Raw genomic sequence first — 22,570 nt, 5'->3', positions numbered from 1 at the left:
TCGCAAAGCCCATTCTCAATGTCACGAAAGATCACTTTCCCTCCTGCCCTGCGTCTTACAGATCGGACGCTTATGAGCTGGCGGCGCTGATTTTTGTTACCTCGGCGGCTCCTTTTCCCACAGCTGGAAGCAGTGGTCTAGTCAGGGGGAAGGCGGCTAAAGCCGACTGTTCGGATTTTGACGAACGCCACTCCTAATCTTACAGCCTGCTTTAGCTTGCTTGCCCCTGATTAGCCCACTGCTTCCAGCTGTGGGACAGGAGCGAGAGAAGGATTGTAACAATGATGAGTTACCCCCCCACGGAGAAGTTGAGCAGGAGTTGGCGGACGCTATCGAGAACAGGGAGTTAACGGATTGACTGGAGGGCTTTTGCCATGCCTGCACGTATCCCGCTCCGACGTCATCGATCGCCACCGCCCAGTCTAGCGCCCGAGCCCGCTTCTTCAGGGGAGACGCCGACACCGAGTCTGACCGCGCCAAGTTCAGGCCACGACTTCACCCAGATGTCCGTGCTGCGTCCGCAGGCCGCGATGGATGTCAGCCAGCCGGGAGATCCATTGGAGATGGAGGCGGAACAGACCGCCGACCAGGTCATGCGTCAGACGGCGGAGAACCTGCCGGGCTCTCTGAGCCGGACGCAAGGCGACGGCGTTTCCGTGCAGCGCGACGGCAGCGTGCTCCCGCCCGTGCCGAATTTCCAGCTGACGCCGCCGAGTATCGGCGGGCCGCCCCCACCCGCCGCAAACGCTCCCGCCGCCTATCAAGTGCACCCCGACCCAGCCATCGAGGCACAGGCTCAGGCCGCCATGCTGAAGCTCGAACCCGGGTTTCTGACCGGCGCTTTGGGGCGTGTCCGCTTGAGCCCTCCCGCTGGTCCGGCCTCCGCCGATCCTAATCCCGCCGCGAATGCTCCCGCCGCCGCTCCGCCCACGATTGCGCCGCCCCCACAGCTGCCAGCGGATGTCACTCTGAATGGGCCGCGCCCGGCGGCGGCTGGAGATGTGATGGATGCGGCGATGGTGACGCCGGAGATGATGCAGGCGATGGCCGATCTGCGAGCGAAAGGAATGCTTCAGTGGCAGCGTCTCCAGACGGGCGAAAAAGCCGCCGTCATTAGCGCGACCGCAGTAGTCGCCGCTGGAGCGCTCGGCGGCGCGATGGCGAACCCACAGTCGCGGGCATGGCTGCTGGACCAGTTGAGCGGGCAAATGCTGCCCGTGCCGGGCGTGGATTGGCTGCATCTCCAGGTCAACCCGACCGGCCCGAATATCATCTTCGGCGTCCACGCCGATGTCGGCGCCATTCTGCCTAAGAGCTGGGGCTTCGGCCCCGCCGCCTCGGGACCTGACGCGCTGGGAGCGCCTCCTGTACAGCGGGCCGCCGCCGAAACGGATTCGCAAATATCCGCCAACGCGGCGCCGCTGGTGGAGGACACTCTGCGTTCGTCCGGTCAGCCGCTGGACAGCGCGACACGGGCCTTTATGGAGCCGCGTTTCGGACACGACTTCAGCCAAGTCCGCGTCCACGCCGACGCCGGCGCAGCCCGATCCGCAGGATCCGTTCTTGCCCGCGCCTACACCGTGGATAACGACATCGCGTTTGGCGCCGGCGAGTATCAGCCCGGTACGGAGGACGGCCAGCATCTTCTGGCGCATGAGCTGACTCATACGATCCAGCAGGGCGCCGCTCCCCAGGTCCAGCGCGATCCACTCGCCGACCAGATCCCCAAGCAAGTAGGGATCAATAACGCGGGGGTATCCTTTCAAATCCCGGGAAACGTATTTCTGCTAAACACATTCACCGCCAAGATCAGCACGCAGGAGGGAACCTCAGTCGCCCTCAGGATCGACCAGGGCGGACTGGACCTCTCCTTCACTCCCCCACTGATCGTCGACCTCCCTCTCGTGCCGAACATGGCGTTCAGCGGGCTGCGCTACGACTTCGCCACCGCCTCACTCAGCGCGATCAACATCGAAAGCGACTCCGGCGTCCCCACCCCGACCGGCCTGGTTCGTTCCGCAATCACCGGGAAGGTGACGGAGCTGCTGCAAGGGACCCGGCCGGCAACGCCTGGTTACAGCCCCTTAACCGACCCTGATTTGGCCGAAACTAAGACTGCGATTGCCGCAAACGTTCAGAAAATGTCCTCCGGCGGCGGCCCCGCCCCGCTGGGAACAAAAGATATCACCAGTATCTCCGCAAACGCCAATGTGACCGTCAAAGAGGACATCAAGGAGGGGACAGCGGAGGGCGGCGTATTTATTCCCGCCGGTCTGAAAGCGACCGTCGCCGCCGCGCTGGCGGGGACCGGCGAGGACGCTCTTAACTCCGCCGAGAAGTTGAAAGGCGGCGCAGGCGCGAGTTTGATCTCTTCGCCGCACATCACGGGCATCAGTATCTTCAGCGATTCCGAGAACAATCCTATCCGATTGCAGGCAAACGGCAAGGACATCGCGGGTCTGATGACGACGACGGTCTCCCCCGGCGGCGCGGTGAGCCTGGGAAATATCGTCCCCTTTGGCGCGCTGGAAGAAGTCGCTGACGCGGAAACCGGCGTTCGAGGAGCGGTAGGCGTCATCGAGACCGCTCTGGGAGTAAATCCGATCAACACAAACGCGAACCGTCTCACGGGCGTGGCGCGCGCGGCGATCGAGCAGGCGCTGACAAAGGCGGTGCGCGCCGCACTGGAAGCGAACCGGCTCGCGATTCCAAATCTGGACCTGATGGAGGTCTTCGGCGGACCACAGATCAACGACCTGCCCGGCCCTCCCTCCGGTTCCGCCGCCGCCTAGCAAAACGCCTTCCACAATCGATAAAGCGTTTATTATGGCCATCACACTTCCGACGCTTCTCATCGATCAGCTTCGCACCGCCCGCCACATCGCCGTTCTCACGGGCGCTGGCGTCTCCGCCGCCAGCGGCCTCCCGACGTTTCGCGAGGCGCAGACGGGGCTTTGGGCGCAGTATCGCCCCGAGGATCTGGCGACGGCGGAGGCGTTTCGCCGCGATCCGAAGTTAGTCTGGGAATGGTATGCGTGGCGGCGGTCGTTAGTCGAAAAAGCGGCGCCCAACGCTGCCCATGTAGCTCTTGCGGCGCTTGCGCTCCACGTTCCAAAGCTGACGCTGATCACTCAGAACGTCGATGGACTGCATCAACAGGCTGGGAGTTCTGGTGTGGTGGAGATGCACGGAAACATCCGGCGAACCAAGTGCTTTGACGAGAATACCGTCGTCGAAAGCTGGCCGGCGACAGACGAAGTCCCGCCTCGATGTCCTCAGTGTCAGGGTTATCTTCGGCCCGATGTCGTCTGGTTTGGGGAATCGCTCCCCGAGGGTGCGCTGGATCAGACGGCGGACGCCGCCGTGGATTGCGATCTGTTTCTTTCGGTGGGCACGTCGGGCATGGTCGAACCGGCGGCGTCCCTCTTACGGATCGCGATTGAGCACGATGCGCTGGGCGTGATCATCAATCCCACACGGATCGACGCACACAAAAGCGTAATACAGATCGAGGCGAACGCCGGAGATACGCTAATGGCGCTGCTGGCGCAGGCATGGCCCGAAGGCTGAGCCGCCGGCAGCGCCACTGGAATGCTGACTTATGGGAAAGCTATGCTTTCTGCGCAGCAGCCAGCCGCGCTTTCACGGCAGCGATCTGCATTTCCAATCTCTGCTGCTGACTGGCAATTGCCTCAAACTCACTCTTGGTTTGTGAGTACTTCTTCGTCCATGCCGCCACGGATTTGGCCACTCGGCGTTTCTTCGGGGTATTCGACGGGGGAAGCAAGGAATATTGACTGCGATTGAGTATCAACTGCTGCTCGGCCTTGGTGAGCGCTTTTTTCTTTACGCCATATTGGCGTACGACGGAGGCTAGCTGCAAATTCAGCAAATTCAGCTCATTTTCCGTAAGGGGCTTGTTGAGCGAACTGAGCTTGGCTTTCAATTGCTGAACTTCGCGATCCGTGAGCCCATTCTTCGCCGCCGGATTGGAAGGCGACGACGCCGACATCCGTGAGAGCCCATGCGCCTTATTATCGTCCGCCACAATTTTTGCTCTGTCCTGCTTCAACGATACTAATTCGCCTTCTAAGTCAGCGGCTTGCTTTTTCAATAAGAGATAATCTCTTGCGTAGCCGTTTAGGACATGATCGTGTTTTGCCATAACATCCAATGATTGAGTTTGCCGATGCCCAGACTGAGCGTGACGGACGTATGCATCTAAATTTTTCTTCACCAATTTCGACTTCTGTAGATATATTTGGTGCTGCTGGGTTAAGAATCGGATCGCAGCGTCGGCTTGCGCCAGTGTCACATGCGGCGGCCTGGGAGTTTCAATTTTCCCGGTAGGCATCGGCAAGGAACGGTTTTGCGCGGCGTTCGGAGCGCTGCCGCCCGGCCCGGCCCCACCTCCTATGCCCTGCCCCATCACGTACGCCGTTCCCGAACCGGCGCCGGCGATCACAATTGCGGCGGCCACGGTCCATTTCAATTTCATCATCGCCATTTTCTTCAATACCTCCAGTGTCAATTGGTTCGCGGCAGTGGAGGCGGCGAGACCGACAGCGGGAGTGAGGCCTTGTGAGATCGCGTAGACCATGGCTTCGGACCGCGCTTCCAAAGGAACGGTGATTGCCATGCCCGCAGTCAATACGCCAAGAGCATTGGCGACGCCGTGGCGTCCGAGATAAGCGCGCACCTTGTCCAGGCCACGGGCGATGCGTTTGCGCGCTGCGTCTTCGGAAACGCCCAGCGCATCCCCGACTTCCGCCAGCGACATGTCCTGATAGTAGCGCAGCAGCAGCGCCTCCCGGTCTGGCTCACGAAGCGCGCTGAGCGCTTCGGTCAGTATCAGAGCAACGCTGTCACTCGGATCGCCAACGTTCGTTTGCTCTCGATGCATGATTTCCAGTTCGTTTTGCATACGCTGCCGGCTCGCCTCCGCATCGCGGGCATGCCTTGCAACATACTTCGCCGTGCGGAACAGCCAACTCGACAGCGTACTCCCCCTGTGAAACTCTGCTTTACGCGCCAGCACCAGAAATACGGCTTGAGTCGCATCTTCGGCCGCCTGTGCGTTTTGGAGTTCCGCATAGCACACGGAGTAAACGAGTTTGATGTAGCGAGAGACAAGCTGACCAAAAGCCGCTTCCGAGCGGTCTTCCCGAAATCTGCGTATGAGATACCAATCCGTCAAATATCGACGCCTCCATACACTATTCCGGTCGGACAGCGAAAACCGGACAACAAATTTCCAACAGAAAGATTCTGACATATCGAGGGAAAGAAGCGGAGCGCGCCGCCCAGAAAGACAAAACTGCCGCCGCTCCTATTACACGAAGGAGGAGCGACGGCGGCGAAATAAACGTCTCTCAGACACGTTTATTTCGTTTTGTGGACACCCGTAACGCCGCTGGCGGCGGGGTAAGTCCTTTGCATTCCAGTATGACCAGCCTGCCCCGGCTGCGTAGCCCGAATATTAATGCCGCCATCGGCCGTTTTCATGACCTCAATCGCTTGAGGCATATTCTTCAGATCGCCCTTGGATGTTTTTTGCCATACAGTCTCCGCGTCAGCCGGCCGCAATGTTGGGCGCTGCGGCGCGTCAGCTTTCGCCATGAGCATCTTGCCCTGGCTGGTAAAACCATGGCCAGCGCCTTGCGCCATCACATACGACGCGCCTGAGATCGTGCCGACAAGCATGACGGCGCTAGCCGTCGTCCATTTCAACTTCGTCATAAACATGGTTCTAATTACCTCCGAGGTGAGTTGCTGCGCGGAGGCGCTGACAACGGTGGTTCCCACACCGGGCATAATGCTCTGTGAGATGGAATGCAGCAGGACGACGCGCCGGGCTTCGAACGAAAGGGGAATCACGATCCCACTGGCCAGGAGCGCGGCGGAGGCAGGGATCTCGTGACGCTGGAGATAAGCGCGAAGCTTATCCAGGCCACGGGTGATGCGTTTGCGCGCCGCGTCTTCCGAAACGCCCAGCGCTTCTCCAATTTCGGCCAGCGACATCTGCTGGTAGAAACGCAGAAGAAGAACCTCCCGGTCCGCATCCCGAAGCGCGGCAAGCGCATCGTTCAGCATGGGGATATCGCCCCCATCTGGATCGCCAAAGTGCGGCCCGTTCATCTGCCTTATCTCCAGCGCGCTTTGCATTAGGCCGCGTCGAAGCTCCGCTCGGCGCGCATGCCCCGCCACGAACTTCGCCGTGCGATACAGCCATCCGGCAATCGTCGTTCCCCGCTGGAACGGCGGCTTGCGCGACAAGATCAAGAACACGGCCTGAGTCGCATCCTCGGCGGCCTGTGCGTTTTGCAGTTCTGCATAACAGACTGCATACACAAGCTTCATGTACCGAGAAACCAGCTGCGAGAAAGCCGCTTCCGATCGATGATCCCGAAACCGGCGCAGGAGATACCAATCCGTCAATTATCGTCGCCTCCAATGAGGAATGCCCGGAAAACTATGAGAGCGGACAAAAAAGATTCACCGCGAAAGAGCTCTCTCAAAATAGACCATATCACACGACGAGGGCGAAACGCAAATAATTCTTGAATCGCAAAAGCATTCATGATATGATAGTCTTCGTATGATTTCAAGGAGAGTGGAATGAGAACTCGCGGATCGATAATATGGACAATCGGCGCCATTTCCCTGCTCGCCGCCGGCGCGGCCGGCGCGCAGGGAAATGGCGCTTTTGCGCTGCATGACGGCGACCGGGTGGTGTTCTACGGCGACAGCATCACGGATCAGCGTCTTTACACGACCATCACGGAAACCTACATCGCAACACGATTCCCGGAGATGAATATCGACTTCACACATTCGGGATGGGGCGGAGACCGAGTGTCCGGCGGCGGCGGCGGTCCGATCGACCTGCGCTTACAGCGGGACGTATTTCCCTACAAGCCAACCGTGATGACGATCATGCTCGGCATGAACGACGCCGCCTATAAAGCCTTCGACCAGGGGATTTTTGACACGTACTCCAATGGCTATAAGCACATTCTGGACAGCGTCAAGACCAATGATCCCGGCGTGCGTTACACGCTGATCGTCCCCTCGCCGTATGACGACACGACGCGCAACGCCAACTTCGACGGCGGATACAACTCCGTCCTGCTCAAGTACGGCGACTTCATCAAGAGCCTCGCTCCGGCCTACGGCGCGACAGTTGCCGACTTCAATACGCCCGTCGTGGCGATGCTGCAAAAGGCGAAGGCGACCGACGCCGATCTGTCCCAAAAAATCATTCCAGACCGCGTTCATCCCGGCTACTCAGGACACCTGATTATGGCCGAAGCCCTGCTCAAATCGTGGAACGCGCCATCAATCGTCACCAAGGTGCAGATCGACGCCAAGGGAAAGAAGGTCGTGACCGCCGACAATACCAAGGTTTCCGATCTGAAGACAGGGATGGTTATCTCGTGGACGCAGAACGACAACGCGCTGCCGATGCCGCTAGACACCAATGACGCCGCCACCGCCCTTTCCTTGAAATCCTCGGACTTCATGCAGGCGCTGAACCAGGAGCCGCTGCAAGTGACGGGGCTCAAGGACGGCAGCTATACTCTGACAATCGACGGAACTGAAGTCGGCGACCTCAGCGCGCAGGACCTTGCGGCGGGCGTCAACCTCGCCACGCTTCCAACCCCGATGCTGAGCCAGGCCATGGATGTGCGCAAGCTCACCCTGCAGCACGACGATCAGCACTTTCATAAGTGGCGCGACATCCAGGTTCCGGGACAAACCAATAAAAACGCCGCGATGCAGAAGGCGCTTCCCGCTTATCTCGCCGCGCTAGACAGCGAAGAAGCTGACACCGTCGCCGCTCGTCATGACGCCGCGCAGCCCAAGCCACACCATTACGCGCTTACGCTCGCGGCTCCCGAGCCCGATCCCGCGCTGGCGCTGAAGCCCCTGAACGGCCTGAACCTCGCTGTCGGCAAGAGCTATACGGCGAGCGATCCGAATGTCTATAATTACGGGATCGGCGCACTCACCGACGGCTCCTGGGTCCCCGACGGGCACACCTTCGCCACCGGCGACAACGCAGCCTTCCCCAAGACAGTCACCGTCGATCTCGGCAGCGCCCAGAAAATCGGTACAGTCATCATTGGCGTCCCACCCTTCGGCTCCACCAAAACCGTACGCGTCTCGGTCAGCGCCGACGGTCAGAAGTTCACCGGCGTCGGAAAAGCAGCGTTCTCACTGCACAAGGAAGAAAAGCAGCGCTTCAGTTTCCCTGGAACGTCCGCACGCTACGTCCGACTGACTTATGTCGATCACTATTCCGAGGAAGCCGGCTACTCGGCGAATTTCGGTTTCACCACGGAACTCGAAGTCTACGCACCGTAAGCACGGAACCACGTCGAAGCGGCGGCGATCATACTCATCCCGCTTCGGCCTCTTTAATCGCCGCCAGCAGAGTCTCAAAGTCGTATGAGTCGTCGTGCCGCAGTCCGTTGAGATAGAACGTGGGCGTTCCCTGCACAAGACTGCTTCGGCCGCTGGCAAGATCGTCGCTCACACGGCCGGCGTACACATGCTCGCTTGTGTCGTGGGCAAACTTCTCGATATCGAGACCGAGGTCCTCAGAGAACTGGGCTATGCTTGCTTCGTCTAGGTCATCCTGGTTCTCAAAGATCGTATCGTGCATCGTCCAGAACTGTCCCTGTGCGCCGGCCGCCTCCGCCGCTTCGGCGGCGGCTTGCGCATAGGGATGGATGTCGTTCAATGGAAAATTCCGATAGACAAAGCGCAGGCGCTTCCCCAATTCTTTCTGTAAATCCTTCACGATCAGATACGCCCGAGCGCAGTCTGGGCACTCGAAATCTCCAAACTCTAACAGCGTCACCGACGCGTCGTCCGGCCCGTCTCGATGGTCCCGCGTGGTCACGGGCGGCGTCAATTCCGGCATGATATTTTCTCCTGATCTTTCGCGCAATGCGCTTTGAGAAACTTGTACCCGGCCCTGCATATTCGTGAACATGATTGTAAGGCTATTACCGATATACAGCGTTGGTCACCATGCCTGTCTGCTTTGAATTGATCGTCAAGGATCAAGTCGAGCAAGACGCCAAGACCGGCAAAACTGTCAAGAAAAGCGCCCTGACCAAGAATGACTACTCATTCTTGGTCAGGGCGTCCAAAGTGATCATGAGCAACTGTGCAATATGCCTATGGAGCGACTCGTTGCTCCATAGGCTCGTAACATCAGATAGTAAAGTGAAGGGCGCTGGCTTAGCCTGTGGCGATGTCGCCATAAGCGTCTTTGGCGGTGGCCACCAGGCTGAATTCTGATCCAGCCGTCACCGTGACGGGGGCGCTCATTAGGAGGCGTGTCGCCACAGCGGCGTTGACCACGACCGCGGCGCTTCCTGTAATGGCGCTATTGACCGTATCTGTTGCGGCGATCGTTGGCCGGCCAGTCGTCTTGAGCGTAACTTGAAATGTGCCCACACCGTTCGTCAGTGTCGCGTCTGCGGCCAAGATCGCAGATCTGTCCGAGCTGGTGAGGTGAACCGTGCCGGCATAACCCGTCACCGTGTTGCCAAGCGCATCTTTGGCCGTGACTGTGACGTTGAACACCGACCCCACCTGCGTCGGGTTTGGCGCACTGAGTACGAAACGCGCGGCCGGTCCCGCCGTAGCGGTGATCGCGACAGCTCCTGTAATGGCGCTATTGACGGTGTCGGTCGCGGTGATCGTTGGCCGGCCCGCCGTTCTGAGAATGACGCGGAAAGTTCCAACGCCGTTAGTCAGCATCGCGTCCGCAGGCAAGATCGCCGCTGTGTCTGAACTCGTAAGATGAACCGTGCCGGCGTAACCAGTCGCCGTGTTGCCAAGCGCGTCTTTGGCCGTGACTGTGACATTGAACACCGCCCCCACCTGCGTTGGGTTTGGCGCAGTGAGTACGAAACGCGCGGCCGGCCCCGCCGTAGCGGTGATCGCGACGGCTCCTGTAATGGCGCTATTGACGGTATCTGTCGCGGTGATCGTTGGCCGGCCAGTCGTTCTGAAAATGACACGGAATAAGCCAGCGCCATTGGTCAGCGTCGCGTCCGCAGGCAAGATCGCCGTTGTGTCTGAACTCGTGAGGTGAACCGTGCCGGCGTAACCAGGCACTGTGTTGCCAAGCGCGTCTTTGGCCGTGACTGTGACGTTGAACACCCCTCCCACCTGCGTCGAGCTTGGCGCAGTGAGTACGAAACGCACGGCTGGTCCCGCCGTAACTGTGATTGCGGCGGTTCCTGTGATGGCGCTATTGACGGTGTCGGTCGCGGTGATTGTTTGACCGCCCGCTGTTCTGAAAAGGATGCGGAAAGTTCCAACGCCATTGGTCAGCGTCGCATCTGCGGGCAAGATCGCCGCTGTGTCTGAACTCGTGAGATGAACCGTGCCGGCGTAACCCGTCGCCGTGTTGCCGTATGCGTCCTTGGCGGTCACCGTGATGTTGTACGCCGACCCCGCCCTCATCGTACTTAGCGCGCTCACGGCGAAATGGTTCGCCGCGCCTGCGCCAACCACAATCGCGCCGCTGGTTCCCGTAATCGAACTGGTCACTGTATCCGTGGCGGTGACCGTTTGACTGCCAGCGGTCTTGAGAGTGACGCTGAAGGTTCCGACGCCGTTGGTCAATGTCGCATCGGCCGGAAGCGTGGCCGCTCCGTCGGTGCTGGTAAAGTGCGCGGTTCCCGCGTAACTTGTATCCGTGTTGCCATAGACATCCACGGCGGTAACGGAGAAATTGAATGGGGAGCCGGCGGTCGCCGACCCAGGCGCGCTCACCACAAAATGGTCCGCCGCGTCTGCGCCAACCACAATCGCTCCGCTTGTTCCAGTGATGGAGCTGCTGACAGTATCCGTGGCGGTGACAGTCTGGCTGCCCGCTGTCTCGAGCGTGACGCTGAAGGTTCCCACGCCATTGGTTAAGGTCGCGTCGGCCGGAAGCGTGGCTGCTCCATCCGAGCTGGTAAAATGGACGGTTCCGGAGTAACTCGTATCCGTGCCGTTGCCGGAGTCGAGCGCGGTAACGGTAACATTGAACGATGAACCTGCCGTCGCCGAACCCGGGGCGCTTACGGAAAAGTGTGTGGCCGATAAAACTGTGGACGCATCAAAGGCGCCCATTGAGATTGGAGGCGTCCAGGCGACATTGTCGTGATCGACGCTCGGAGCTCCCGTGCTTGTCCCAACTCCAATACAAGGAGAGCCAGATTGCAGGTGGAGATTTTTGTTTGCGGTATCGACATACAGAGGGTCCGCGTTAATATTGTTGTTCGAGCCGGCGTAACCGGACTGATGGACATCGCAATATTGGACTACGTTTGCTGCTGGCGGACTGGCTGTCGAGATTTCTTTTGACGAAACGTCGCCGTAGAAGATACAGTTCCTAACCGTGTTCGTTCCGCTAAAAAAGTCGATAGTACCAGTATTGGCGGAGCCAGAACTGTTGCCGTAGAAGGAGCAGTTGTAGACCTTAACTGTTTGATTCGTGTTATTTGAGGCCATGTCAATCGCGCCGCCGTCCGCCTGCGTCGAGTTAGAAATAAACACGCAGTCGGTGACGGTGTCGGTGACGATATTGGAATTATTCTTTGTGATCTCAATGCCCCCGCCATAAGTCGTGTTGGGACTAGATCCTGATGAGGCAGTATTGGACAGAAAGTCGGATTGAGAGACAGCGCAGTTGCTTGCGTTACAGAATAAACCGCCGCCCTGAAAACCCGAATTGTTTTTCACCACACAGTCGGTAATCGTCACATTGGAGGGGGTGAACGGGTTAGTCGCCAGAGCCGATACATAAATGCCGCCGCCAAACCGTCCCGTACAATTTTGTATGACACATTGGTTAATTGTCGCCGTGGCGGCAAGGACTGCAATACCGCTTCCTAGGTTTGCGTCATAGCCGTTTTGGATCGTGAAGCCGTCGATCGCCGCCGCAGTTTCACCACTATGAATGTAAAAACCCTTGTGAGGCGAGCCTGCGGATCCCTGACAATCAATCACCGTGACGGCGGCGCCGCCCGACGACATGACATTGATGTTTTTGCCGCCAAAGTCGATGTCGACATTGCCAGCTCCCGTATACGTGCCGGGAGCAACGACGACACTGTCCCCTGAAGTGGAAGCGGTGACAGCAGCCTGAATCGTTGCATAGATGCTCGGGACGTTCAGCGTGGCCGTGCCTGAAGCGGCTCTACTGAATAGCGTTAATACCAATAGTATTAACCCGAGAAGTGAAAACTGTCTCCCTTGCTGAGAGATCTTTTTAAGGAACGAAAAGCTGTCGAACATAGTTAAGAATCCTATCTCTTTTCCGCGACCAGTTTCAAGGTTCAGATCCTCCTTGCATCAAGCAGATTGCAAGGAGGATCTGAAAATCATCGAAAGCAAAAACTGTCAACTTTGTCAGTGTTCCATGATTGAAGAAAAAACTACAACGATTTACTTGACATCGCGTTGAAACATTCCTGGGCGATGGTCGTATTAAGGACACTCAATCTCTCAGCGGAGGAGCCTCATGTCGCCAGCGCACATCCTTAAATTCGTTACGGTCGGCGCGCTCCTCGTCCTGCCGTCACAAACGACGGCGGCCCCTCAGCAGGATGCGCGCCGGCTCGGAATCGATGTCCAGGCGGGTCAGGACGGGGATTACGACAAGGCGATACAAATCGCCAAACGAGGCGGAGCGCAAACAGGTGGAAATCGCGCTGAAGATCAGCGAGGAGCGAGCGCGTCTGGCCCATATCGACCTGATGATCGCGAAAGGCGAGCTGGAGGCGGAGCAGGAAAAGCTGCGGAAGCTGGCGACTGAAGACAATCTGACGGGACTTTGGAATCGCAGGATGATTTTCGAGCATTTGGCCGGTGACCTGACGGACGCCAAACAGACGAAACGCTCAATCTCAGTGGTGATGGCGGACGTAGACGGGTTCAAGCAGATCAATGACCGACACGGACATCAATTGGGAGACGTTGTCCTTCAGGAAACGGCTAAGCGTTTCAAGGCGAGCGTGCGCACCTCGGACGCCGTCGGGCGGTACGGCGGTGAGGAGTTCTTAATCGTCTTCCACGATTGCGACGGCGAAGCCGCCATGCTCCGGGCCGAGCAGCTTCGCCTCGCCATCAACAAAAGTCCGATTTTTCTGCTCGAAGGCAAGATCGATGTCACGTGCAGCTTCGGCGTCAGCTGGACGCGCGACGGCTACTATGACATCGAGCAGATCGTACGCGAGGCGGACACGGCTCTGTACCGGGCGAAACATACCGGCAAAAACAAAGTCGAGGCCGCCCCGATCGAATACCAATTCGTGAGTTGAGCCGCGAACATTACGCCTCCCTCATGACGAGTCCTGGCATGGTGCGCATCTGGCGATCGGCTCGATCCTATTACCAGCGAGCGCCTGAGTACGCTGCGTCATGAGGCCATCGACGCCGCAGAAAGTATCGGATTTCCGAAAGACCGTATCTACGATCTCTCGACGGCTGTCGGTGAAACGGCGATGAACACCATCGTCCACGCACAGGACGGACGATCCTGCGTTTCGACGATTGCCGGCAATATCGTGCAGGTTTGGATCGAGGATCGCGGCAAGGGCATTCCCATCGACAGCTTGCCCCGCGCCATGCTGGAAAAAGGCTTCACCACCGCCAACAGCTTTGGCCATGGCTTGAAGCTGACTCTGGAGACCGCCGACCGCGTGTGACTGCTCACCAACGAAAACAGCACGACGACTGTTTTGGAAAAAGATCGAGAAGAACCGATCCCCGACTGGCTCACCTGACCAGCGCCGCTTATAGACATAATTGCCCTGCCAATCAGACAATTGGGAGGGCTTTTTGCTGTCGGCACAGTTCGGCGTAACTTCGACGCTTGAGCATGAAGCCATAATTCACGTGTAAATTATTTCAAAAACACGAACAAGCCTGTCTGCTTGGCACACTTCTTGCAGCACGTACTAATCACAGATATTGCAATTTTACATCAGGAGAGACCAAGCATGAAATACGCACTCTTAACACTCGGCGCGGCGGCCGCGCTGGCGTTCGCTGGCAGCGGCGCATCCGCACAAGGCATCGGTGACCCGGATTCGGACGTTTTTGTGGTTGCGGACTCGTACGGTACGGGCTTTATTGTCTTTGCCGGTGGCGGCGGCGGATTTCTCGATTCCTTCATCGCTCCCGATCCCGGCCCAGGCGGCAATTCGGCGGCGCTCACCTATGATCTGGGCGGCCCACCCTCCATCGTCACGGGCGATGTCCTTCTTGTAGACCCGACCGGAACGTATTATCCGGGCTTGATCCGCTTCAATCCTGGGGACGCGGATAGCTCCGCTACATTCGTGTTTTACTCGCTGGAAAACGGGCCACTCAGCGGTCCGACGGCTGGTTACCCGACTTTCACGGTAGCCTTCGACGGTCCTGGCGGCTTGGCCGATTATCTTCCAGGAGTAAACGACCCCGGCTACATCGAAGGCTTCCAGGTGGAGTATCTCTTCCTGAGCCCGAGCGCCGTCCCGGAACCCTCCGCGCTCGCCGCTCTCGGCTTCGGCGTTCTGGGAATCGCGACGCTCGTCATCAAGTCCCGCCGCCGCCGCCCACTCGTGTTCTAAAGTCTGTCTGAAAATGTCCCCACACTGCCCTCGCTGTCGATTTTCGACGGCGGGGGATTTTTTTCTTGCAAGCCTTGCAACCAACCAGGCGCCTCCGTGTCTTAAGAGATAGCTTATATCTTGACAACAAAGGCATTCCCATGACTTGGCGACTGAACCGATATCCGATCCTCATGATTTTGATCACGTTGATCCCGCTGGGTATCTACAACATCTATCACGACGTCAAGTCCGAATTTCGGGATATCAACGTTCAGGGCGACTTACGCGCACGCTCGCCGGGCTGCGTTCCCGGCGCGGAGAATATCGATCCTTCACTCGCGCCATGCACCGACGGCCCCGCGACAGTGGTCGACGTGACCTCACGGCATGAAGGCTCAAAGGTCTACGTCAGCGGCGTCACGGTTTATGGGCTCACCATCCGCGATCAATGGGGTAATCTCCATCACTACGATCACGTCTGGGAGAACTTCGCCGCCTCCCGCAGACCCGGCGAAATCGTTTCCGCGAAATATTGGCGTGGCCAAATTCAGGATCTGACAGCGGGAAGCGATCACTATATCACCTACGAGATGTCGCCGAGATCTCATCGTACGTTTGCCGCGATGTATGTTTGGCTGTTTGTGTCGCTATTCATCGCACCGGCGCTGATTCGATTGGTTTGCGTATTTTGGGAGCCTCGCCCACGTGCATATGCGCTGTTTTAGTGGATAACGGAAAAATTGACGCGAAGGTATACTAAAGCCATCTCGTTTTGATTGTCGATTGAGGTAATCCGTATGGCTTCCCTACCCGCAGTTTACTACACGCCGGAACAATATCTGGAACTGGAGCGAAGCGCCGACCATAAGAGCGAATATTATTCGGGGCAGATATTCTCAATGGCCGGCGCCAGTGAAGCGCACAATATTATCACTGTCAATCTCTCGCGCGAACTGAGTTTACAATTGCGCGGCCGTCCCTGCCGCACATACTCTGGTGATATGCGCATTCGCGTCAGCGCGACCGGGCTCTATACCTATCCTGACAATGCTGCCGTCTGTGGTGAGCGAAAGTTTGACGACAAGCACACGGACACTCTTACTAACCCCAACGTAATCATTGAAGTGCTATCTCCCTCCACGGAGCTTTACGATCGTGGCGAGAAGTTCGCGCACTACCGACGCCTCCCTTCGCTCACGGACTATATTTTGATCTCTCAGGACAAGATGCGAATCGAGCACTACACAAGACAGGATGAGACCCACTGGCTGCTCACTGAAGCGACGGAACCGCAGGACGAGATTGTCCTGCGGTCTATTGAGTGCCGGCTGGCGCTTTCTTCGGTTTATGAAAACGTCGAGTTCGCAGCGCCGTCGCCGATCAATGCCGACGTTACGGCGCGATCGTGATTTGTGCCGGCTGCCCGCCATCGGAGTGAGGGGCGACCCATACGGTCAGTTCACACGGCTCCACGGTCTGCTTGGAGTCGATGTTCCAGAATGAGAGCTCTTTCTTTGTCAGTGTGAACTTGACGAGCCGTGATTCCCCGACCTTGAGAAGGATCTTTTGGTAGCCTTTTAATTCTCGGACAGGACGCACCACGCTGGTCCCCCGCTCGCGGATATAGAGCTGGGCGATTTCCTCGCCGGGGCGTGCTCCGGAGTTTGTTATTGTCGCTTCGATCGTGATTGCGCCGGTGGTGTTCAAATCCTTGGCGCGGGCAGCTGTTGTAGTAATTTTCGTGGCCGAATAGTCGAATTTTGTATACGACAGGCCCCAGCCGAAGGGGAACTGCGCTGTGGTCAGCTCGTCGATATAACGGGTCACGTACGGATTGCCCGGATTCACAGGGCGACCAGTGTTCATGATGCTGTAGTACAGCGGCTCCTGACCGACGGCGCGGGGGAAACTCACGGTCAGCTTTCCGGCGGGATTGGTTTCGCCGAACAGTGTGCTCGCCAGCGCCGGCCCCGCCTGATCGCCGGGATACCAGGCTTCCAAAATCGACGGGATGTGCGCGGCTTCCCAGGGAAGCGCCAGCGGACGGCCGCTGAAAAGGACCAGCACGACGGGTTTCCCGGTGGCGGCGACCGCTTGCAGCAGCTTCAATTGGTTGCCGGGCAGGACGAGTTTGGTGCGCGAGGCCGCTTCTCCGGTCATTCTTCGGGTCTCGCCCAGCGCCATCACGACAACATCCGCCCGATTTGCCGCTTCGAGCGCTCCGCTAAAGCCTGCTTCGGAGTCGGTTTCAATCTCCGTCCCCTTCGCATAGATCAATTTGTCTTTCAGCCGGTCGGCGAGCGACTGCCGGAGGGTAATGACGTCCGAGTCGCGTCCCCGGCACTCCCACACGCCCAGCATTTCCCCGGCGTTATCGGCGAGCGGTCCGATCAGGGCGACGGTTTTTCCCTCGGCGATCGGCAGCGCGGGAGCGCCGCCCGCGATGGGATCGTTCTTCAGCAGCACAAAGGATTCAACTGCGGCGCGCCGCGCGAGCGCCACGTGCTCCGGCGCGAAGAGGACAGTCTGGCGCCGGGTCTCGTCGGTGTAAGGATGCTCGAATAGGCCCATGGCGATTTTGACCCGCAGGATGCGCTCGACGGCCTCGTCCACGACGCGCTCGGGAACCTTACCGCTCCGAACGAGCTTGACGAGGTTCTCGCCGTACCGGCCGCTTCCCATATCCATATCCACGCCGGCGGTCACGGCCTTGCGGGCGGCGGTCTCGCCGTCGAGCGCGACGCCGTGGTTGATCAGTTCATTCACGGAATCCCAATCGCTCACCACAAAGCCGCGAAATCCCCACTCGCCGCGCAGAATATCGGTCAGCGTGTGATGGTTTGCGGAGGCGGGCACGCCCTGCAGGGAGCTGAATGCGCTCATGAACGAGCCTGCTCCGGCGTCGGCAGCCGCCTGAAACGGCGGCAGATACACGTCGCGCAGCGTGCGCTCGGACATATCGACCAAATTGTAATCACGGCCGCTTTCGGCGCCGCCGTAGCCGACAAAGTGCTTGGCGCAGGCGATCATCGACGTGGGATCGGACAAATCTTTCCCCTGGTAGCCGCGAACGGCGGCGGCGGCGAATTGCGCGCCCAGGTACGGATCTTCTCCGGCGCCTTCCATAATCCGTCCCCAGCGAGCGTCGCGGGCGATATCCACCATCGGTGAAAAGGTCCAGCGGATGCCCTCGGAAGTCGCCTCCACGGCGGCGACACGCGAGGTCTTTTCGACCAGATCCGGGTTCCAGGATGCCGAGAGCCCAAGAGGAACGGGAAAGATCGTGCGAAAGCCGTGGATCACGTCCGTGCCCACGATCACCGGGATCTTCATGCGGGATTTTTCGACCGCCTGCTTCTGAAACGCATTGACGGCGCTTGCATCCGACGGGCTCATCAGGGAGCCAACGCCGCCGCGCGCGAGCAGTTCATTCTGATCGATCCCTTTACCGTCCGGCCCACGCGTCCCGCCATTGGGAAATTGCACCAGCTGGCCGACCTTCTCCTCCAGGGTCATCTTCTTGCGCATCTCCGCCGCCCGCTTTTCGACTTGGGCCGAGAACGGCTTGGCCGGGGCAGTGGCCTGCCCCTGTGCGGACTGCGCGCCCACAGCGAAAGCCAGCAGCCCAGCCAGCGTCAGCACGGCGGCGCCTCGGAAAAGTCTTCGTCGATCGATCGTGAGTGAATGAGCGCGCATCGCGTGGCGGCCTCCCTTTCGTGTCGTCCTGTCATCAAAAATCATGGCGGCTGCCGGGTTTTGCCCCATCCAGAATAAATCCATCCACACTCTGTCCGACATCAATTGCAAGACAAAGTTTCATACATCTCCACAGAAGCAGCGAAGGTATACTAAGCTATCTTGCCGTCATCGCCGATTGAGGTAACCCGTATGGCTTCCCTTCCCAAAACTTACTATACTCCCGAACAGTATCTGGAGTTGGAGCGCACCGCCGACCACAAAAGCGAATACTACGCAGGTCAGATATTCGCGATGGCCGGCGCTAGCGAAGAACATAATATCATTACGTTCAATCTCGCACAGGGTATTGGCCCGCAACTGCGTGGACGCTCCTGCCGCGGCTATACTAGCGATATGCGTGTTCGGGTCGACACGACTGGGTTATATACTTATCCCGACGCCGTGGTGGTGTGTGGAGAAAGAGTATTCGATGACAAGCCCGTCAAAACACTCACCAACCCCACTGTCATCTTCGAAGTGCTTTCCCCTTCCACGGAATCTTACGATCGAGGCGAGAAGTTCGCGCATTATCAAAGATTGCCCTCGCTCACCGACTATGTGCTGATTTCACAAGACAAAATGCGGATCGAACACTATCTCCGGCAGGACGAAAACCATTGGCTGCTTTCGGTGATAACAGAACCGCACGGGGAACTCGCGCTAGAATCGATTGACTGCACGCTGACGCTGGCCGCGATCTATGAAAACATCGACTTTGCTCCCACTGTTCCCCCTTCTGAAACACCCAATGAATAAACTCGCTCCTACACTCCTTCTGCTCGCCTGCGCGTCCGCCCTCCCCGCGCACGCCGTCACCGTCGCCGAGGCCCGCCACGGCATCCACGCCGCCCTCGACAAACGTACCGCCGCGCGCCATCAGCACAACGCCGCCGCTTACCTCTCCACCTTCGCCCCCACCTGGACACTGACCGACGTCTCTGGCGCAACCCAAACCTACGCCACCATGCGCAAGACCATAATCGACCGCCTCGCCCATCTCCCGGTCACACAAATGTACAAGATGACCTGGAAGATCACCAAAGTCACCGCCACCGGTCGCGAAGCCCACGCCACCATAGCCACACACTACGCCCACCCACCCCGCCGCACGCCGAACGGGCCGGTGTACGTTACCCAGGACATGGTGAGCGACACCGTTTGGGAGCGAACGCCCGGCGGGTGGGTGCAGCGGTCGGAAAAGTATGTTTATGATGCTAAGGCGTTTTCGACGCGGGCGGGTGCGAGGGGTGAGTGGTAAAACGGCATCATTCTGTAGTACAAGACGAATTATTAAATAGGACAGTAACCAAAATTACATACAGAAAGAAAACACTACCATGAGTGAGAAGAATTATTTTGACAATCCTCCATTGCATTTCAGAATATATTGCAATACGTGCTCACGTGAAACAAATCACGAAGCCAAATACAGCGAAGAATTTCATTATCCTGATTTTGATGGGAATGAATGTATAGGGGAAGATATTCTTATTACTAGATTAATTTTATGTAAAGGATGTAACACTCCAACTATCGAGAATTGCTGGACAATGAACAATCATGTTACGCAATCTGGCAGACAAATATACTCGGTTAATTACATACCAGCCAGAATGGCGTCATCAATATCAGCACGGCAGTTTTCGAAGTTATCAGAAGATCTCAAAATAATCTATGAAGAAAGCATTAGCGCTTTTAATGCGAATCTAAATATTCTATGTACAATAGGAATTAGAGCGTTAGTTGAGGGTATATGTGCTGACAAAGGCTTCACAAGGGGGAGTCTAGAAAAGAAGATCGAAGATTTATCTAGTGTTGTTCCTGATAACATCACTAAATGCCTTCACAGTTTTCGATTTATGGGGAATAATGCGGCACATGAGCTTAAATCACCCAGCAGATCCGATTTAAGACTTGCAATTGGGGTTAGCGAAGACATTCTGAATTTTCTTTATGAACTGGATTATAAAGCGACACGACTTGCATCACCCCCAAGGCGGTTAAATAATTTAAACACAGAGGATAACTAATCACCTAGTACTGTTGTGTGCTGAATAAATTCTTAAATTCTGCTGCACGATCATGCAAAAAACGATTATAACCCTAATGACGCGAACTGTCATACCTGGCAGAATTATACGTTGTTAATAAGAAAGTCGGCAGTATATTTAATACTACCGACAAGATAAACCAATATAGACACTCGCATAAAACGCGTAATTTTTAAATTACAAACAGATTTTCAGAAGTCCAATTTGTTCAAATCATAATCATCATCATTGAAAAGCTGTTTCTGTTCGAAAGACTTTGCAGCAGGCATTAAGGACAACAACTCATCATATGGCAATTTAATTTCTTGAGCAAAATTGGATGGGAGAATCCCTCTCTTACTCATACGTTCAAATATCATTGTGTGCAATTTTGATGTTTCACGTTTAATTTTCCACGGCTCTTTAGTTCTCCAGCCCCGTCGAGCAATTTCTTTACAAGCATTTTCATATTGCCACTGTGAAATCTTTCCAACATCTCGACTTCTTCTAACTAAAGCCCCAATGGATAATCCCCATCTATTTTTCAAATGCTCATAGTGATTTAAAACAGGCTGTGAAGGACTCTCCAATTTAAATTGATCTTCAGGAAGTAAGAATGATGCCGCAAATCTGTCAGCTTCATTCTCTGCTTTGTGCCCATCAAGCACATCTAAATTTCTATGAAGTACTAAATGAGCAAGTTCATGCGCCGCATCAAACCGGCCTCTGTCGCCGGCATCTTTGAACACGTTGAGTAACACAAATGGTTTATCGTCTTGCCAAAACGAAAAACCATCTACGCATGAAGAGTCTTCATTAACCCAATAGACTTCAACCCCTCTTGATTCCAATAAATGAACCATATTAGAGATTGGATGCGCCCCTAACTTCCATTGCCTACGAAGCAATACGGCAGCATTTTCCGGAGTTTCTCCCGACATATTTGTAATGTCCATATCTGGCAGCTTAAACTTTTTTCTCACAGCATTAGAAATCAGGCTTGAGGCGAGCACACCACACATATTCATCTTGCCACGTAAGGAAGCTGACATTGATCTTCGTGCACGAAAACTCAAAGCCTCATCGGGAATTAAATTAAGATCCCTATCGAAAAAGAATTCAATTGGATAATTTAATACTCGCGCAATCCGAAAAGTAGTTTCTAGCTCAGGTTTATTATAGGCTTCTTCATATTGTGTAATCGCCGGCGCCGAAACTGCAATAGCTTCGGCTAATGCTTTTTTCGTCATGGAGCGCCGACGCCGAGCGACAGTTAATCGCGTCGGTGAAAAAACACCCCAATGCCTATCATCCGATCCAATGGGTGGTAAGAACACATCGCCCACCTTAATTCTCCTCTATAATTACGGCCTCTAATTCTGAACTAGAATTAGAGTAATAGTTATCAGAGTTGTCAACACCACTATTGGGTATATCTATAATTACCGGAATCGTATTGTTTACCGGACCATTAAACAGAACGGCATGTTCACAACTTGTCATCCGATCCCCAACACTATTGAGGTGAACAGGGAGGCTCAAGTGAATCGTCAAATACGGGCCAGATATAGAAGTACCTCCAAATTCGGAAAGCACCCAGTAGTTCTGGAAGGCCTCCTCAGGCACATTGTCCTCTTCAAATAGCGACGGTTGACCATTCCACTGTTGGTTATCACCCTCAATAAGTTCCCTAGATTGGTATCCTTTGGGCGACACCTGATAACCGGCAGGTATCTTAGGACTTGGTCCAATATAAGTGAATCTTGTTAATCCTGAAATGCGGGAGTCTTTTCCGCTTTCGGTGTCGAATATAGCTGCATGATTGACCAAAACGCCATCCGTGCGCGCTTTGAGTGCGTGGCCGCTCATCTGGATGAACGCGACCGCCGAATATGGGCGGCGGCGGAAGCACGCGCGGCCGGATATGGCGGCATCCTGGCCGTCTCCCAAGCGACAAAAGTCGCCCGCAGCACCATTGGAAGAGGACTCAAAGATTTAGATCATCAACCCCTTCTCGCAGGGAGCGTGCGGCGCGCCGGCGGCGGGAGACCGCCACTCATTCTGACGGACCCGACCTTAATTTCCGATCTCCAGCGGGTGATCGAGCCGACACTCATGGGCGATCCGATGCGTCCGCTCCTCTGGGTCTCCAAAAGTCTGGCCAAGATTGCGCTTGCCCTCAAGGAGTTGAAC

At 56.5% G+C, this 22,570-nt stretch carries 19 protein-coding genes and 1 pseudogene; 13 read left to right on the top strand and 7 right to left on the bottom strand.

Going from position 1 to position 22,570, the window contains the following annotated elements:
- From ABIZ35_RS23475 to ABIZ35_RS23465, 3 genes are all read left to right on the top strand, one after another.
- A partial coding sequence (locus tag ABIZ35_RS23475) for a hypothetical protein (RefSeq protein WP_348222355.1) occupies window positions 1-197 on the top strand: 197 nt, incomplete at its 5' end.
- Between the two features lie 177 nt (window positions 198-374).
- Window positions 375-2,792, top strand: a complete 2,418-nt coding sequence (locus ABIZ35_RS23470; RefSeq protein WP_348222354.1) for a DUF4157 domain-containing protein — start codon at window positions 375-377, stop codon at window positions 2,790-2,792.
- Between the two features lie 34 nt (window positions 2,793-2,826).
- On the top strand, window positions 2,827-3,570 hold the full coding sequence (locus ABIZ35_RS23465) for an NAD-dependent protein deacylase (protein ID WP_348222353.1): 744 nt from the start codon (window positions 2,827-2,829) through the stop codon (window positions 3,568-3,570).
- A 40-nt stretch (window positions 3,571-3,610) separates the two neighbouring features.
- Here the strand turns inward: ABIZ35_RS23465 and ABIZ35_RS23460 are convergent, their stop codons facing one another.
- Window positions 3,611-5,197 carry a sigma-70 family RNA polymerase sigma factor gene (locus ABIZ35_RS23460; protein WP_348222352.1) on the bottom strand — a complete coding sequence of 529 codons (1,587 nt, stop codon included), beginning with the start codon at window positions 5,195-5,197 and terminating at the stop codon, window positions 3,611-3,613.
- Between the two features lie 185 nt (window positions 5,198-5,382).
- Window positions 5,383-6,438 carry a sigma-70 family RNA polymerase sigma factor gene (locus tag ABIZ35_RS23455; protein WP_348222351.1) on the bottom strand — a complete coding sequence of 352 codons (1,056 nt, stop codon included), beginning with the start codon at window positions 6,436-6,438 and terminating at the stop codon, window positions 5,383-5,385.
- Window positions 6,439-6,618: 180 nt separating this feature from the next.
- Here ABIZ35_RS23455 and ABIZ35_RS23450 point away from each other — a divergent pair, with 180 nt between their 5' ends.
- Window positions 6,619-8,367, top strand: a complete 1,749-nt coding sequence (locus ABIZ35_RS23450) for a GDSL-type esterase/lipase family protein (protein ID WP_348222350.1) — start codon at window positions 6,619-6,621, stop codon at window positions 8,365-8,367.
- A gap of 34 nt (window positions 8,368-8,401) precedes the next feature.
- Here ABIZ35_RS23450 and ABIZ35_RS23445 read toward each other — a convergent pair whose 3' ends face one another.
- A complete protein-coding gene (locus ABIZ35_RS23445; RefSeq protein WP_348222349.1) occupies window positions 8,402-8,929 on the bottom strand; it encodes a thioredoxin domain-containing protein in 528 nt (175 codons plus the stop codon).
- A 323-nt stretch (window positions 8,930-9,252) separates the two neighbouring features.
- On the bottom strand, window positions 9,253-12,234 hold the full coding sequence (locus ABIZ35_RS23440) for a hypothetical protein (protein WP_348222348.1): 2,982 nt from the start codon (window positions 12,232-12,234) through the stop codon (window positions 9,253-9,255).
- Between the two features lie 479 nt (window positions 12,235-12,713).
- Here ABIZ35_RS23440 and ABIZ35_RS23435 point away from each other — a divergent pair, with 479 nt between their 5' ends.
- From ABIZ35_RS23435 to ABIZ35_RS23415, 5 genes are all read left to right on the top strand, one after another.
- Window positions 12,714-13,334, top strand: a complete 621-nt coding sequence (locus tag ABIZ35_RS23435; protein WP_348222347.1) for a GGDEF domain-containing protein — start codon at window positions 12,714-12,716, stop codon at window positions 13,332-13,334.
- Window positions 13,335-13,367: 33 nt separating this feature from the next.
- Complete coding sequence (locus ABIZ35_RS23430; RefSeq protein WP_348222357.1) at window positions 13,368-13,721, top strand: ATP-binding protein; 354 nt, start codon at window positions 13,368-13,370, stop codon at window positions 13,719-13,721.
- A gap of 294 nt (window positions 13,722-14,015) precedes the next feature.
- Window positions 14,016-14,627, top strand: coding sequence for a PEP-CTERM sorting domain-containing protein (locus ABIZ35_RS23425; RefSeq protein ID WP_348222346.1), 612 nt, complete (start codon window positions 14,016-14,018; stop codon window positions 14,625-14,627).
- A 140-nt stretch (window positions 14,628-14,767) separates the two neighbouring features.
- Window positions 14,768-15,334 (top strand): hypothetical protein, encoded by a 567-nt coding sequence (locus ABIZ35_RS23420; protein WP_348222345.1) that lies wholly within the window; start codon window positions 14,768-14,770, stop codon window positions 15,332-15,334.
- Window positions 15,335-15,406: 72 nt separating this feature from the next.
- Window positions 15,407-16,018 (top strand): Uma2 family endonuclease, encoded by a 612-nt coding sequence (locus ABIZ35_RS23415; RefSeq protein WP_348222344.1) that lies wholly within the window; start codon window positions 15,407-15,409, stop codon window positions 16,016-16,018.
- On the opposite strand, the gene ABIZ35_RS23410 is transcribed toward ABIZ35_RS23415, so the two are convergent.
- Entirely contained in the window at window positions 16,002-18,305 is a 2,304-nt protein-coding gene (locus ABIZ35_RS23410) for a glycoside hydrolase family 3 N-terminal domain-containing protein (protein ID WP_348222343.1), read from the bottom strand. The two genes, ABIZ35_RS23415 and ABIZ35_RS23410, sit on opposite strands and share 17 nt — an antisense overlap.
- Before the next feature lie 192 nt (window positions 18,306-18,497).
- Between ABIZ35_RS23410 and ABIZ35_RS23405 the strand changes: the two genes are divergently transcribed.
- The 3 genes from ABIZ35_RS23405 (at window position 18,498) to ABIZ35_RS23395 (ending at window position 20,377) form a co-directional block, all read left to right on the top strand.
- Window positions 18,498-19,103 (top strand): Uma2 family endonuclease, encoded by a 606-nt coding sequence (locus tag ABIZ35_RS23405; protein WP_348222342.1) that lies wholly within the window; start codon window positions 18,498-18,500, stop codon window positions 19,101-19,103.
- Window positions 19,096-19,605: a hypothetical protein gene (locus ABIZ35_RS23400; protein ID WP_348222341.1), complete on the top strand. Its 510-nt coding sequence runs from the start codon at window positions 19,096-19,098 to the stop codon at window positions 19,603-19,605. Before ABIZ35_RS23405 ends, ABIZ35_RS23400 begins: the two co-directional genes overlap by 8 nt.
- 79 nt (window positions 19,606-19,684) lie before the next feature.
- Window positions 19,685-20,377: a DUF4145 domain-containing protein gene (locus tag ABIZ35_RS23395; protein WP_348222340.1), complete on the top strand. Its 693-nt coding sequence runs from the start codon at window positions 19,685-19,687 to the stop codon at window positions 20,375-20,377.
- A gap of 212 nt (window positions 20,378-20,589) precedes the next feature.
- Here ABIZ35_RS23395 and ABIZ35_RS23390 read toward each other — a convergent pair whose 3' ends face one another.
- Together ABIZ35_RS23390 and ABIZ35_RS23385 are read right to left on the bottom strand one after the other, a co-directional pair.
- The gene (locus ABIZ35_RS23390) at window positions 20,590-21,714 is read right to left on the bottom strand and encodes an XRE family transcriptional regulator (RefSeq protein ID WP_348222356.1); all 1,125 of its coding nucleotides are present in this window, start codon (window positions 21,712-21,714) and stop codon (window positions 20,590-20,592) included.
- A 10-nt stretch (window positions 21,715-21,724) separates the two neighbouring features.
- Window positions 21,725-22,207: a hypothetical protein gene (locus tag ABIZ35_RS23385; RefSeq protein ID WP_348222339.1), complete on the bottom strand. Its 483-nt coding sequence runs from the start codon at window positions 22,205-22,207 to the stop codon at window positions 21,725-21,727.
- On the opposite strand from ABIZ35_RS23385, the pseudogene ABIZ35_RS23380 reads away from it, so the two are divergent.
- Window positions 22,196-22,570: pseudogene (locus ABIZ35_RS23380) on the top strand (ISAzo13 family transposase); the annotation flags it as partial. The gene ABIZ35_RS23385 and the pseudogene ABIZ35_RS23380 sit on opposite strands and share 12 nt — an antisense overlap.

Source organism: Capsulimonas sp. (genome assembly GCF_039929585.1).
In the GTDB taxonomy this organism is placed as follows: Bacteria; Armatimonadota; Armatimonadia; order Armatimonadales; family Capsulimonadaceae; genus Capsulimonas.
This window is presented reverse-complemented; position numbering and strand designations above follow the sequence as displayed.